The organism is Paramaledivibacter caminithermalis DSM 15212 (genome assembly GCF_900142245.1).
In the GTDB taxonomy this organism is placed as follows: domain Bacteria; phylum Bacillota; class Clostridia; order Peptostreptococcales; family Caminicellaceae; genus Paramaledivibacter; species Paramaledivibacter caminithermalis.
In genome coordinates, this window is sequence record NZ_FRAG01000046.1 from 14638 (window position 1) to 28471 (window position 13834).

The following is a 13834-nucleotide window of genomic DNA, read 5'->3' on the forward strand; positions in this document are numbered from 1 at the left end:
ATATTGAGTCTATAAGAAATTTCCACAAATCTACCTCCAAAAACATCTAACAACGCACTTATAGTTCTAAGTGGTAATTTCTAAGTTCAAAGTTTTTGGTCATTCTATTAGTACTTAAAACCATAAAGTAATAAATTTTATTATAAATATTTATCATGCATGTACCACTAAATTTATTATAATAATCATCTACCAGCTCAACTAATGGTTTTCATATACAAACTAAAGTTCTATCGATAAATATCGATAGAACTTAAATGCAGCTTTATGATCAAGTTATTTCAATTATTTCATCAGAATTCTAACTAATCTTCAAAACTAGTTTTTTCTAAAACATTAATAAAATTTCTCATATATTCGGGTAAATCTGGTGGTCTTCTGCTTGATATTATATGTCCATCTACAACGCTAGGTACATCTAGCCATATTGCCCCTGCATTTTCCATATCATCCCTTATACCCGGGGTACTAGTCACTTTTCTTCCATTTAATATCTTAGCCGAAATCAGTACCCAACCAGCATGACATATTTGTCCTATAGGCTTTTTATTTTTATCCATATGTCTTACAATATCTATTACCTCTTTAAACCTTCGTAATTTATCTGGTGCCCATCCTCCAGGAACTAATAATGCATCATACTTAGAGGGAACTACTTCTGAAAAACTAAAATCGGACTTTGCAGGTACTCCATATTTACCTTTGTAAATTTTATTAGCCTCTTCTCCGACTATATCTACTACTGCTCCTTCTTCTCTTAGTCGCAGAATTGGATACCACAATTCTAAATCTTCAAAATCATCATGGATGAAAGCCAGCACTTTTTTACCTTTTAATCTCATAATAACAATCTTTCCTTTCATATAAACTCAAGGCTCAAAAAGTAATAAAAAATATCTATTTACCCTAAAATAAATTATAATAATAGTAGGTATGTAGATATGCTACAGAGTACAAAGAGGTAAGTGTGACAATTATTTAATTGTCCACATAATAATATGTACCGTTTGCCTTTTCAAATACAAATAAGTGTAGCTTTGAATACGTAAATTAATTGTTATAAAGCAAATTATCCCACAGAAAAATCCATTAAAAAAGGCAAAATATTCATCTGTTAAAGTAAAGTCAGATTAAATAATCTAACTAAAATTTAGTCGGATTATTTAATCTGATTTTGAGTTCTTTTGCCGTCGGTGCTATCTACAGAGCATTGTTTCCTATACTGTCAAGTATATCTTAATTCTTTAGATATGCTTCTTTTTGTCTTTTAATCTTAATATTAATCATTAGTACTTTTTATTTTTGTTTTTCATAACTTACTTTACACTATCCGCTTTACAAGTTTCTATAAATTTAATTAATTCTTGTACGGCTTGCTTTTCATCTTCACCTACAGCTGAAATTGTAATTTTACTATTGCACCTTATCCCTGCAGATAATACGGCTAAAATACTCTTAGCATCAATGCTTTTATCACCTATTTGTAAATTTATCTCCGACTTAAATTTTGATGCCTTCTGGATAAATAATGAGGCTGGTCTAGCGTGTAACCCATTCTCATTTTTTACAACTACCTCTTTTTTATACAATACAATACCTCCTAATTAGACTTTAATTATTATATCTTAACTATGTTTTTGCTTTGTTTAGCTACCATTATTACTTCTTCTAATGAACTGCCTGTAGAAGCTTGAACAACTGCTGCAATACTTCCTTCAACAATAGGTGCATCAGCTATCACTACTCTTTTTTTAATATCTTCATCTAATAAATCCAAAGCTAACTCTGTACTCATTATAGCACTGCCCATATCAACAAATATTGCAACTCCCTCACCATTATCAGCTTTCTTAATTGCTTCCATTATTTTTATAGCATCTGTTCCAATTCTTCCGTCTTCTGTGCCTCCTGCAGCTTCTATTTTCTGCTCATCATGTGCCATTTGACTGCATAGCTCAGCTACACCCTCTGCAATTTTTTTACTATGAGATACTACTACAATTCCTACCATGTTAAAGGCCTCCTATCTGTTTAATGTATCTGCAACTGTCTTTATTATTAGATAACTTGAAGTCGCTCCAGGGTCTTGATGACCAATACTTCTATCACCAAGATAGCTTGCTCTTCCTTTAGTTGCTCTTATTGTCTTGGTATATTCAACACCATCATATGCTGCTTTACAAGCCTTGTTAAAAGCTTCTGCTATTGTACTGCCATCTTTTAAAGAGTTCATTAACTCCTCATATGCTGGAATTAACGCATCCAACATAGTTTTTTCTCCCCTTTTAGCTTTACCTCTCATAATGATTCCCTGTATTCCCTCATCAAACATCTTTACAATATCCTCATTGTCAATCTCCATTTTACCGTTTACAACCATTGCAGCCTTTAAAAAAGCAGTTCCATAAAGTGGGCCTGAAGCTCCACCTACAGTTGATATTAATGTCATAGCAGTTGTTTTAAGTATAGTGCCACAATCCTTATCCCTTACTGTATCTAATTTTTCTTCAACGGCTTTAAATCCTTTATTCATATTTATACCATGGTCACCATCACCTATGGCTGCATCTAAATCAGTAAGAAATTGTCTATTATCTTTTATTACAGCAGCTATATTCTTTAATATATCTAATAATAAATCCCTAGTTATCATATTTATCCCTCCTCGTCTACTCTCAATAATTTAAATTTTAAATTGGGATAGAAGAAAATCTATCCCAAATTCTATAATTGTTTAAATGCTGGAGTATCTGCTTTATAATTCAATAATTCTTTAAGCTCATCATCAAGCTTCAATATAGATATAGAAAATCCAGCCATCTCCAGTGAAGTCATATAGTTACCTACAATTGTCTTATAGATTACGATGCCTTTGTCCTCTAATAGCTTATCCACTTCATTGTTAACTATATATAGTTCCATTAAAGGAGTTCCACCTAAACCATTTATTAAAACAGCTACTTCATCATCTTGTGTTAGATCTATATCTGCAAAAATCTTATCCATTAAATCCTTTGTTATTTCTGCTGCTGATTTTATTTTTTCTCTGTGGGTTCCTGGTTCACCATGTATACCTAATCCAACTTCTACTTCATCCTCAGCCAATTCAAAGCCTGGCTTGCCTGCAGCTGGTACTGTGCAAGGTGTTAGTGACATTCCCATAGACCTTACATTAGCAATAACCTTTTCTGCAATTCTTTTTACTTCTGGAAGACCCATTCCTTTCTCAGCTGCAGCTCCTGCGATCTTATGAATAAATATAGTCCCTGCTATTCCTCTTCTGCCAGTAGTCCACGTACTATTTTCAACTGCAACATCATCATTTACAATAACACTATCTACTTCTATACCGTCAGCTTTAGCTAACTCGCCTGCCATTTCAAAATTCATAACATCTCCAGTATAATTTTTGATAACTAAAAGTACTCCTGCTCCACCATCAACTGCCTTTACTGCCTCAAAAACTTGGTCTGGAGTGGGTGATGTAAATACTTCTCCAGCTACGGCACCATCTAACATTCCTTCCCCTACAAAACCACCATGAGAAGGTTCATGTCCACTTCCACCACCGCTTACTAATGCAACTTTTCCTTTTGAAGGTCCATTTGCTCTTACTAAAACATTAAAACCTTCAAGTCTTTTAACATACTCTGGATGTGCCTTAACTATCCCCTCAAGCATTTCGTTTACTACATTTTCAGGATTGTTAATAATCTTTTTCATAAAAAGTTCCTCCTTGTATTTATTGTTTTATAAGCAAGACAATATGAATCCACCTAATGTTCCACCAATAATTGCGAACAAAGCATTTGTTAAGCCTTTTCCAAAATGATCTCCAGCTGCTACTGATGCTGCAAGTAATCCAATTCCTGCAGCCCATGCCATATCAACCCAAGCACCAGTTTGAACTATTAATCCTGCCCCGTGGTTTAACGTCCACATAGTTCCAACTATAAAACCTGCAGCCATCCATCCACCTATAGGCCCCCAGCTTTCTACCATTTTCCCCCATGCTAATCTTATTAAAAATGGAAATATAAAAGCTCCTGCAAAAGTAGTTACCATATTCTGAATCGTCATAACCTTCTTCCTTTCATCTTTTTATTATTATTTAACTATGCTGCTATTTCCTCTTCTTTTTTAGCCAAATATTGCTCAAGCTTATAAGCTACTATGCCACCAGTAATACCACCTAAGATAACAATTACTAGTGTAGGTAGTGCATCAATACCAGCTTGGACACCATCCTTAAATACGCCCATCATTATTCCTGCAACCCCAATACCAAGTGCCATATCTACCCATGCACCATCATTATTATGGATACCTATGTAATGATTTAAAAACCACATAGTACCTATAATAATTAATCCTGCAAACCATCCACCAGCAATACCATATTCACTAGCAAATTTACCCCAAACAGCAAATACAAACATACCTGCAATAGCTGTTCCTAACATTGTACCTAAATGCTTCATTAGTACCCCTCCTCAATTTTTGAAATGTTTATAATTGACAGACAGTTAATTGTCTGCTAATCATCCTTTAACATAGCTTTTTTTAGCTACTACTTACAATATTAACCTATAATCCTCTTACCTAGGATAAATGCAATAGTTATGCCAATTAAATAAAATAATAATAAAAATTTTGAAAATTATGATATCACATTGATATTTTAATATTTTCTGAGTGAAGCTAAAATATTAATATTGCACCTCTAGTTTTGTAATAAGAGATTATAACAAAAAGAAATTGATAAAAATTATCAAAGTATGATAATTTTTATCAATTTCTTTTTGTAAAACTTTATATTATACCATATTTTCTTGCTTTCAATGCTACTGTTCTATGAGTAATTCCTAATACTTTACCAACTTTATTAAAAGATTTATATTTTTCTAAAGCCAACTTTATTATATTCTTCTCATATTCTTCTAAAGTAACTAAATCACCGTTTACTAAATTAATCAATTCCTTATTTTCAGATTTACGAACACCTTTAATATAACTTGGTAAACAATCCTCATATAAAATATCTTCATCACTTAAAGCAATCGCTCTTTCTATAATGTTTTCAAGTTCTCTAATATTTCCAGGCCAATAATAATTTTCAAGATATTCTAAAACTTCAGATGAAACTTTTTTTATACTCATCTTTTCTTTTTTACAGATTTTTTCTATAAAATGCTCTACTAATAATGGAATATCTCCTTTTCTCTTCCTTAGGGGAGGTAGAGTAATAGGAATAACATTTAACCTATAATATAAATCCTCTCTAAATTCTCCTTCTTTTATCATTTTTTCAAGGTTTTTATTCGTAGCAGCTATGACTCTGACATCGACCTTTATTGTATGATTTCCCCCGACCTTTTCAAACTCTCTCTCTTGAAGAACTCTCAAAAGCTTAACTTGCATTTCCTTACTTATATCTCCAATCTCATCTAAAAAAATTGTTCCTCCATCGGCCAACTGAAATTTTCCTATCTTATCCTTTATTGCACCGGTAAATGCCCCTTTAACATGCCCAAATAATTCACTTTCTAAAAGATTCTCTGGTATAGCAGCACAATTTAATCTAATAAATGGCTTGTCTTTTCTTGAACTTGCACTTGCAATTGCTCTAGCTAATAATTCTTTGCCAGTTCCACTCTCACCATAAATTAGTACTGTAGATGATGTTTTTGCTGCCTTTGACGCTATATATAAAACATCTTCCAAGGTCCCACTCTTACCAATTATTACTTCAAAGGCTTCATGAATATTCTGTTTCCTATCAAGTTCCTCTTTAAAATATTTGATTCTTTCTTCAGCTTCACTAAGTTTTTTCATCATTTTTTGTAAATGTGTTTCTTCTTTAGATATTGATACTACTCCTTTAAATGCATTATTTATAAAAATTGGAGAAACATTTGATATGACTTTTACTCCTTCTTCTTTTTTAGATATTACCCCAAGTTGCTTTCTGCCGCTTTTGATAACCTTTACAATTGCAGAATTTGGTAAAACTTCTTCAACATGTTTTCCTTGTATATCTATCTTATTTAAATTCCAGATTTTTTCAAACTCTGGATTAACATAGGTGATAATTCCTTTTTCATCTACCATGCATATTCCATCATTAGCATAGTTAAGGATATTTCCAAACCTCTCTTTAATTTCCATTACTGATTCCAGCTTATTTGAAAGCCTTTCTATTTCACTTATATCCTGAAAAACTGCTACTGCCCCTATAATACTATTATCTACTATAATAGGAGTTCGATTTGTTATTATAGTTGTATTACCAAGCTTTTGTTTATCCTGAACCGATTCCTTTCCCGTTTCTAATACTTCATGAAGCCTAGATTCTTCAATAACCTCATTGACTTTTTTCCCAATTATTTGATTCCTTTTAATATTAGTAATCTTTTCAGCAGCCCTATTAAATAGAATGACTCTATTATCTTCATTCACTACTATTACTCCATTCGATATACTCTCAATTAACCTCTCACTGGTTAATGTATTTTTATCTAATACTCTATCAATAGCTTCTATATCTGACATTTCAACATCAATTTTACCTGTTAAACATTCTTCCATTTCTTCAAGAGCCTTTTTACAATCCTCACTTCCATCATAGCCTATTAAAACCTTATCTCCCTTTCTTATTCCAAGAGTTGTTAAGGCTAACATACTTGTTATAGGGATTTTACTTTCCTTTTCATTTACCTTTTTCTGAATAAATAAATTAACACCATATTTTTTATTAATCTTAGTAGCTTTAAATGATACTATAGCAGCCGCTCTAGTATGAAGCCCTTTAGGATTATTTATGACAATCTCCTTTTGATAGTACATATTTCCCCACTCTCCATTTAGGTTTTTTGTTTTTCTTAATTGTACTAAAGCTACAATATTTTTTCAAACTTTTAAAAATATTCAGTTCCTGTGATATATTTAAAGTTTTAAATAAATTATCTAAACATGAGATTCTCAAATAACAAAAATACGCCTTGTAAACACAGTTTTTCAACGAAATATCAACCTTAGTACCTTTGGTGAATTTTTCTCTAATGGAATTTTAGAGTTCAATTCAATACTTAAAAAAGATAACAAGCCCACGATCTTTTATCGTGGGCTTAGATTGTAGACAAAGTCTACAAGATATCAGGCTTTGAAAAAAGTTCAAGTTCAAGGCACGCCAAAATCGAGTAGTGGAGCTTGCTTTGCTTGCAAGTGAGCAACGGAGATTTTGGCAGTAACGCAGAAATTGGACTTTTGTCAACAGCCTGAGCCCACGATCTTTTATCGTGGGCTTGTTATTAAAATAGTATAAGGAGGATTTTCATATCTCGCACTTCATCATCAAATTGCAACAGTCTACCAATAAAAACTCAAGAGGCTAGGTTTTATGCTAAATCCCAACTCTCATAAATTTTAGGAACATCCTTTAATAGTTGTTGTGTATAATTCTCTTTAGGATTTAATATTATTTCATCTGCTGTACCCCGTTCAATAATTCTTCCCTTTTCCATAATATAGATTGTATTGCTTACATAGTATGCAAGCCCTACATCATGAGTTATGAATATTATTGTCGTATTATTTTCATCTCTTAATTTAAGAAGCATATCCAAAATAGAAGCACGTGAACATGCATCAATCATTGATGTCGGTTCATCAGCTATTAGAACTCTTGGACGAATTAGAAATGTACGGGCAATCATTAATCTCTGCATCTGTCCGCCAGATAATTCAAAGGGATGTTTGTCGTAAAGTTCTTCATACTCAAGATTTACACTTTTACAGGCATCTTTCACAGCCGCAACCTGTTCTTCCTTTGATAGCTTATTTTTCCTCAACTTAAGACAATTTCTCAGCAAGGTTTCAACCTTATAGAACATATTGAATGATGAAAAAGGGTCTTGAAATACTGCTTGAACTTCACTCCAGTATTCCCTTCTGCTTCTTCTTTCTTTTAAATTTAATTTCTTTCCACAATAAAATATATCACCGTCACTTTGTTTTAAAAGTCCTAGTAGTATTTTAGCCAATGTTGTTTTACCACTACCACTCTCTCCAACAATAGAGATAATCTCCCCTCTTGTAAATGAAAAGCTTACATTGTCAACTGCAACAACTTTATTTTTTCCTTGTCCAAATACCCTAGTTATATTCTTACCTGACAAAATGTAATCGTGAGTACACATAATGATAACTCCTTTATTATATTATTTCTTACATCTATATATCCTGTTATCAAGTATTTTTTCATGCACCTTACTCTTCCTACATTCCTCATCTGCATACTTACATCTATCAGCAAACCTACAGCCCTTTATAACACTCTTTAAGTTAGGTGGCGAGCCAGGTATAGCAACTAATTTCTGATCCTTCGCTCCCTTTTCAGGAACCAGCATGGATGCCATAAGTGCCTTTGAATACGGGTGAATAGGGTCAAAAATAACTTCGTCACTGCTTCCTCTTTCAACAATTTCACCTGCATACATAATAACAATATCATCGGCTATATGATACAAAAGCGGCAACTCATGGGTAACAAAAATTAGAGATTTTATATATTGTTTTTCAAGTAACTGCTTAATTAACTTCATCACTATTTTTTGACTGGATACATCTAGGGCAGAAGTAGGTTCATCAGCTACAAGTATCTTGGGGTTAAGTATAGTAGAAATAGCTATTATCGTCCTCTGCTTCATCCCACCGGACAACTCATTTGGAAATGCATCAAGCACTCTAGGTGAAAGGTTTAAATTTGAAAACCTTTCAGCAGCTAAATCATATACATCTTTTTTACTGAGATTTGGTCTGTGCTCTGCCATAATATCCTCAATGAATTTTCTTATCTTCAAGGTAGGATTCAAAGCATTCATAGCTGCCTGAGGAATATATGAAATTTCTTTTCCTAAAACATTTTTTCTCAAATATTCTTTATCATCGATAATAATCTCTTTTCCATCTATTTCTATAGAGCCTTGGCTGTAATATAAAGGTGGAATATACAAGCCCATGAGACTATGGGCTAGAGTCGATTTTCCACAGCCAGACTCTCCAGCTACTCCTAAAACCTTACCTTCTTCAATCTCTAAGCTTACCCCATCAACAGCATATATTTTCTCATGCATTCTTGTTTTATAATATGTTTTAAGATTTTTCACCTTCAATAATTTTCTAGACATAATTAACTCCTTATCTTAGGATTAAAAATTTCATCCATACCTAAATTGATTAAATAGAATGAAAAAGTAATCAGTGCAACAGTCAGTGCAGGCGGTATAAGGGTCCACCATGCATTAAATAATGGTGCTTCCTGCAACAAGGCCCAATTTAACATAATACCTAAGGATATGGTATTGCTGGGCCCAAGACCAAGCATCGAAACAGAAGCCTCGGATAAAATTCCCGATGCAAGTTGAATAATAAAAGCCATAACTACATATGACATAATATACGGTAATATTTCAAAAACAATTATTTTTACCGTATTAAATCCTGATATTCTTGCCAGATTTACATGATCCCTATTCCGCAGAGATACCGTTTGGGCTCTAACAGCCCTTGCTGTCCAAGGCCAACTTGTAAGTCCTATTATTATTGCAATAATAAATACACTTTTAGCTTGAATACTAACCGAAACCAAAATCAATATAATGAAGGATGGAATAACAATAAAAACATTGGTTAAAGAACTCAATATTTCATCTACAATCCCACCTCTATAACCTGAAAATATCCCTATTATTAATCCTACTGTCGTAGCTATTAATCCAGATATAACACCAACAGTCAAAGAAGTCCTAGTTCCATGTGCCATTTCCAGCAAAACATCTCTCCCAAATCCATCGGTTCCCAATATATTTTTACTACTAGGTGGTTGAAATCTCATATTTACCATTTCTAAAGGATCATTAGTATTTATCATTGGGTAAATTACAATAAACGCAAAAAAAACAAACAATAGACAAACCCCTATCATAAATTTAGGTGATTTTAGCAATATATATAATGAACTCCTCATCTTAGCTATCCTCCAATTGTGCTGACTTGATTCTTGGATCAATAATACCGTATAGTATTTCTATAATAAAGTTAGATAATAATACTGCAAGGGTAATTATCAAAGTGCACCCAGATATTAAAGGATAATCCAAATTTCTTATGGCAGCAAACATAGTTGTGCCAACCCCTGGATAATTAAAAACTAATTCTGTAATTAATGCTCCTGATACCATCGTTCCTAAAGAAAGTCCTAATCCAGTAATTTGTGGAAGCATAGCATTTTTAAATACATACTGTATTATTTTCCATTCTCTAATACCAAGAAACTTACTATATTTCACATAATCTGAATTAAGTTCATATAATGCCATCTCTCTCATCCCTATACCCTGACCTCCTATCATAACAATTGCAATGGAAAGAAAGGGAAATGTATGATATCGTATAACCGATTTAAAAAATTCAAAATTCAAAGCTGGAATTAAATTATAATCATAACCTCCTCCAATCGGAAATAACTCAAAATGAATTCCTAATACATATAAGAGTATTATGGAAAAAATAAAAAATGGAAAAGAGGTTACAAAAAGCGAAATAGGAAAGATGATTTTATCATATACCCCTCTCTTATATGCCGCAAAGGCTCCCAAAACATTTCCAAGTAGCCATCCACATAATATTGCAGGAAGCTGCAACCCTACAGTCCACGGAAGGGCAGATGCCAAAACAGCATTTACCTTTTTGGGATACATCATTATAGAAGTCCCTAAATCTCCCTTTGTAAGGTTCTTTAAATATATCAAAAACTGCATTGGCAAGGGCTTATCTAAGCCAAATTCTTTGGTAAAGGTTTCATATAGCTTCTTTCTGGTATCGGTATTACCGACAGACTTATACTTAGAAAGAATTGAATCTACTGGATTTCCCTTTATCATCCTTGGTAAATAGAAGTTTAAGCTTAAAGCAATAACCAACGTTAAAATATACCATATGCCTTTTTTAAGAAAATATTTTCTATAATTATTCATATGTCTTCACCTAATTATCATTAATATTCTATATATGAAAATACAAATTATATGAGTTTCAAGCCGTAAATTCTCTACGGCTTAAAATAAAAATCTCTTTACTTATTCTTGAGATTATATAAGGATTTAATACCTGCTCCATCAAAACAATATGGAGGTATACCAGTTCCATCATTTTCATGTGGGAAATTCGTCCAAACAGATTCATTAACTGTAAAGAAATATGTCGGTCTATACATCAATGGTATAGTTGGAATATCTTTTAAGTAGATGATAGTAAGCTCCGTATATAATTTTCTCAATCTTTCTATATCCTTTTCAGCTGGTATCAGCTCAAGTATTTTTTCTGCCCTTTCATTCTTATACCTACCAAAGTTCCAATATGCCTGTTCTCCGAAAGGTGGTAACTCCTTAGCGCTCAGAATATCATGTGCTCTCTTCCACGGCTGTGCAGGAGTTATAACATCGGCAGGTGTACTCATAACTATATCAAAGTTTCCTGTATTTCTATCATTTTCATACACCGTATCCTCTGGAAAATATGTCTCAAGCTCAATACCTATTTTCTTTGCACTTTGCTGGATTATTTCCAAAGTTGCATTCCAGTCTGTCCATCCATATGGACATTCAAGCTTCCAAGGACCTAATCTTACCCCATTTGGTAAAACTCTGATTCCATCATCGCCCTTCTTGGCTCCAATTGAATCTAATATTTCATTTGCTTTATCAACATCATATTTCCATTGATAAGGCTTAATAGCGTCTTTATCTATGTATTTAGATTCAAGCTCATTATTTACAGTAAGTGCTGGTTCCACTACATCAGAATATCCATTCATTGCTATATCAATGATTTTTTTGTAATCAATAGCATATGCTATTGCTCTTCTTACATCTGGATTATCTAGTCCAGGTTTTGAAAGATTAAAGTAAATTGAAGGCATGGAATCTGAAAGGTAATATGGCGCTTCTTCTAAGTAAGTTCTAACCTCAGCACCATCTTCCCACATTTTCCATACGTTTGGAATAAAATTCTGGCTATAGTCTAAATCTCCTCTTTTAAGGGCTAAACTTGCTGCATCATTTGACTTAAATAAAATATGGGTTATATATTTTGGAGCAGGTAATTTGCCAAATTTTGATTTGCCCCAATAGTTATCGTCTCTCACAAGAGTAATTTTAGTATCGTCATAGGAATAAATTTTATATGAACCAGATGCTACAGGCGATTCATTAAAAAATTTATTTATTTCTGAAATGTCATAATTGGCATCCTTCTCAATCTTCTCCCAAATATGCTTAGGATGTATTGGTACATTTGTTAAGCTTTCAGTTACTGCTAATATATTGTAATCCTTTTTATTGAGTTTAAAGATAATGGTATCATCTGATTTTGACTCAACACTATCAATATACGTCCATAAACTACTCCATAATATATCATAGCGTTTTCCTAATTCGTAGGTATAAATAACATCTTCTATCTTGACAGGCTCCCCATCGTTAAAATACGCTCTTTTATCAAGCTTTACTTCAATAGTATAGTCATCAATCCATTTATAGGATTCAGCCAACAAAGGCTCAATTTCTCCGCTTAGGCCATTATACATAAATAAAGTTTCATAGACCAACATATTATTCTGATTATTTACTGGAAAGGAAGCAACTCCAGTAAAGTAGTTAAAGCTTGATGGCGGACCCCATTCAAGTCCTGTAATAAACAAAGTTTCCTTTCTTAAATCATCAGTTTTATTCTCGGCAGCAGTTTTTTCATTTTGAGTTTTTTCTGTCGTAGTTTCTCCAGTCTTTGTAGTATTCTCCACATCAGCACTTTTTGTATTTGATTTGCTACCACATCCTGCTAACATAGAAAGCACAAGAACAAAAATAAGTAAAAAACAAGCAAGCTTTCTAAGACAAGGGGACGTTTCGTTTGTCTTGATTGGAATAAACCAAAGGGACTGTCCCTTTAGTTCAATACTGCCTTAAGTGAAAAAATCAAGATAAATATTTTACCACCTAAGGGAATTGAGCGTAGTAAGGTAAAGAAGGTCATTAACAAACAGCTATAGATGACAATGGTCCAGTCTGAAACTGCTAAAAAAATAGGTTTTTTCAGCAGTCTCAGACGATTCTTGTGGATATAAAAAAATATATTAATAAAAATTATAGCACCTAAAGAACATAATAGTTTTAAAGATGCTATTTTTTTAATTTAATTCAAAAAGAAAAAAGCGCTAAAACTGTAAACCAAAGAACAGATGTAACTTGCAAAAGCAGGATAATTTTTTTAGGCAGGTTCGCAAACTATAATTCTACAACCCTACGGCTGTTATTCACTATATAGGAGTCATGTGATACCAAGACAATTGTTTTGCCTTTGCGGTTTAGCTGTGAAAGAATATCAAGAATTATGTCTCTATTAGAGATATCCAATGAGCCAGTTGGCTCATCAGCAAATATCAGGTCACAATTTTTAAGCAGTATCCTTGCAAGTGCAAGACGTTGTTGTTCACCACCTGAAAGATTGTATACTTTCTCCTTTAAAGAAATATTAAGTTGTAAATCTTTCAAAAGTTTTGTTTTCTTATCATTCCATTTGCTTCTTGGTATTTTAGAATTTATGCAAGCTATATCTAAATTATAGCTAACGGATTTATCATCAATTAAAGCAAAATTTTGAAAAAGAAATCCTATTTTTGTGCGTAATAAATGCTGTGCCTGTCGTGAATTGGCTTTTACATCTGTTGCACCACATACATTGATTGTTCCAGTATCTGGATTTTCAAGTAATCCCA

At 32.8% G+C, this 13834-nt stretch carries 14 protein-coding genes; all 14 read right to left on the reverse strand.

Going from position 1 to position 13834, the window contains the following annotated elements:
• Window positions 1-305: 305 nt before the first annotated feature.
• Window positions 306-863: a type 1 glutamine amidotransferase domain-containing protein gene (locus BUB36_RS14325; protein WP_242655856.1), complete on the reverse strand. Its 558-nt coding sequence runs from the start codon at window positions 861-863 to the stop codon at window positions 306-308.
• 453 nt (window positions 864-1316) lie between these two features.
• Complete coding sequence (locus BUB36_RS14330; RefSeq protein WP_073151735.1) at window positions 1317-1589, reverse strand: HPr family phosphocarrier protein; 273 nt, start codon at window positions 1587-1589, stop codon at window positions 1317-1319.
• Window positions 1590-1618: 29 nt separating this feature from the next.
• On the reverse strand, window positions 1619-2011 hold the full coding sequence (dhaM, locus tag BUB36_RS14335; RefSeq protein WP_073151738.1) for a dihydroxyacetone kinase phosphoryl donor subunit DhaM: 393 nt from the start codon (window positions 2009-2011) through the stop codon (window positions 1619-1621).
• Window positions 2012-2023: 12 nt separating this feature from the next.
• The gene (gene dhaL / locus BUB36_RS14340; protein ID WP_073151741.1) at window positions 2024-2653 is read right to left on the reverse strand and encodes a dihydroxyacetone kinase subunit DhaL; all 630 of its coding nucleotides are present in this window, start codon (window positions 2651-2653) and stop codon (window positions 2024-2026) included.
• A gap of 71 nt (window positions 2654-2724) precedes the next feature.
• Window positions 2725-3723, reverse strand: coding sequence for a dihydroxyacetone kinase subunit DhaK (gene dhaK / locus BUB36_RS14345; RefSeq protein WP_073151744.1), 999 nt, complete (start codon window positions 3721-3723; stop codon window positions 2725-2727).
• A gap of 27 nt (window positions 3724-3750) precedes the next feature.
• Window positions 3751-4080, reverse strand: coding sequence for a Lin0368 family putative glycerol transporter subunit (locus BUB36_RS14350; RefSeq protein WP_073151747.1), 330 nt, complete (start codon window positions 4078-4080; stop codon window positions 3751-3753).
• Between the two features lie 35 nt (window positions 4081-4115).
• A complete protein-coding gene (locus BUB36_RS14355; protein ID WP_073151749.1) occupies window positions 4116-4481 on the reverse strand; it encodes a Lin0368 family putative glycerol transporter subunit in 366 nt (121 codons plus the stop codon).
• 331 nt (window positions 4482-4812) lie between these two features.
• Window positions 4813-6846 carry a sigma 54-interacting transcriptional regulator gene (locus BUB36_RS14360; RefSeq protein WP_073151752.1) on the reverse strand — a complete coding sequence of 678 codons (2034 nt, stop codon included), beginning with the start codon at window positions 6844-6846 and terminating at the stop codon, window positions 4813-4815.
• A 551-nt stretch (window positions 6847-7397) separates the two neighbouring features.
• Window positions 7398-8198: an ABC transporter ATP-binding protein gene (locus tag BUB36_RS14365; protein WP_073151755.1), complete on the reverse strand. Its 801-nt coding sequence runs from the start codon at window positions 8196-8198 to the stop codon at window positions 7398-7400.
• A 21-nt stretch (window positions 8199-8219) separates the two neighbouring features.
• The gene (locus BUB36_RS14370; RefSeq protein WP_073151758.1) at window positions 8220-9188 is read right to left on the reverse strand and encodes an ABC transporter ATP-binding protein; all 969 of its coding nucleotides are present in this window, start codon (window positions 9186-9188) and stop codon (window positions 8220-8222) included.
• 2 nt (window positions 9189-9190) lie between these two features.
• Window positions 9191-10027 carry an ABC transporter permease gene (locus tag BUB36_RS14375; RefSeq protein ID WP_073151760.1) on the reverse strand — a complete coding sequence of 279 codons (837 nt, stop codon included), beginning with the start codon at window positions 10025-10027 and terminating at the stop codon, window positions 9191-9193.
• 1 nt (window position 10028) lies between these two features.
• Window positions 10029-11036 (reverse strand): ABC transporter permease, encoded by a 1008-nt coding sequence (locus tag BUB36_RS14380; protein ID WP_073151763.1) that lies wholly within the window; start codon window positions 11034-11036, stop codon window positions 10029-10031.
• 98 nt (window positions 11037-11134) lie between these two features.
• On the reverse strand, window positions 11135-12904 hold the full coding sequence (locus tag BUB36_RS14385; RefSeq protein ID WP_073151766.1) for an ABC transporter substrate-binding protein: 1770 nt from the start codon (window positions 12902-12904) through the stop codon (window positions 11135-11137).
• Window positions 12905-13343: 439 nt separating this feature from the next.
• The coding region (locus BUB36_RS14390; RefSeq protein WP_073151769.1) for an ATP-binding cassette domain-containing protein at window positions 13344-13834 on the reverse strand (491 nt) is incomplete at its 5' end.

Bases quoted from the DNA above. Each gene is read 5' to 3' on its own strand.
- BUB36_RS14375 (WP_073151760.1), bottom strand. From the start codon at position 10,027: ATGAGGAGTTCATTATATATATTGCTAAAATCACCTAAATTTATGATA.
- BUB36_RS14360 (WP_073151752.1), bottom strand. From the start codon at position 6,846: ATGTACTATCAAAAGGAGATTGTCATAAATAATCCTAAAGGGCTTCAT.
- dhaK (WP_073151744.1), bottom strand. From the start codon at position 3,723: ATGAAAAAGATTATTAACAATCCTGAAAATGTAGTAAACGAAATGCTT.
- dhaL (WP_073151741.1), bottom strand. From the start codon at position 2,653: ATGATAACTAGGGATTTATTATTAGATATATTAAAGAATATAGCTGCT.
- BUB36_RS14380 (WP_073151763.1), bottom strand. From the start codon at position 11,036: ATGAATAATTATAGAAAATATTTTCTTAAAAAAGGCATATGGTATATT.
- BUB36_RS14355 (WP_073151749.1), bottom strand. From the start codon at position 4,481: ATGAAGCATTTAGGTACAATGTTAGGAACAGCTATTGCAGGTATGTTT.
- BUB36_RS14365 (WP_073151755.1), bottom strand. From the start codon at position 8,198: ATGTGTACTCACGATTACATTTTGTCAGGTAAGAATATAACTAGGGTA.
- dhaM (WP_073151738.1), bottom strand. From the start codon at position 2,011: ATGGTAGGAATTGTAGTAGTATCTCATAGTAAAAAAATTGCAGAGGGT.
- BUB36_RS14370 (WP_073151758.1), bottom strand. From the start codon at position 9,188: ATGTCTAGAAAATTATTGAAGGTGAAAAATCTTAAAACATATTATAAA.
- BUB36_RS14325 (WP_242655856.1), bottom strand. From the start codon at position 863: ATGAAAGGAAAGATTGTTATTATGAGATTAAAAGGTAAAAAAGTGCTG.
- BUB36_RS14385 (WP_073151766.1), bottom strand. From the start codon at position 12,904: ATGTTAGCAGGATGTGGTAGCAAATCAAATACAAAAAGTGCTGATGTG.
- BUB36_RS14350 (WP_073151747.1), bottom strand. From the start codon at position 4,080: ATGACGATTCAGAATATGGTAACTACTTTTGCAGGAGCTTTTATATTT.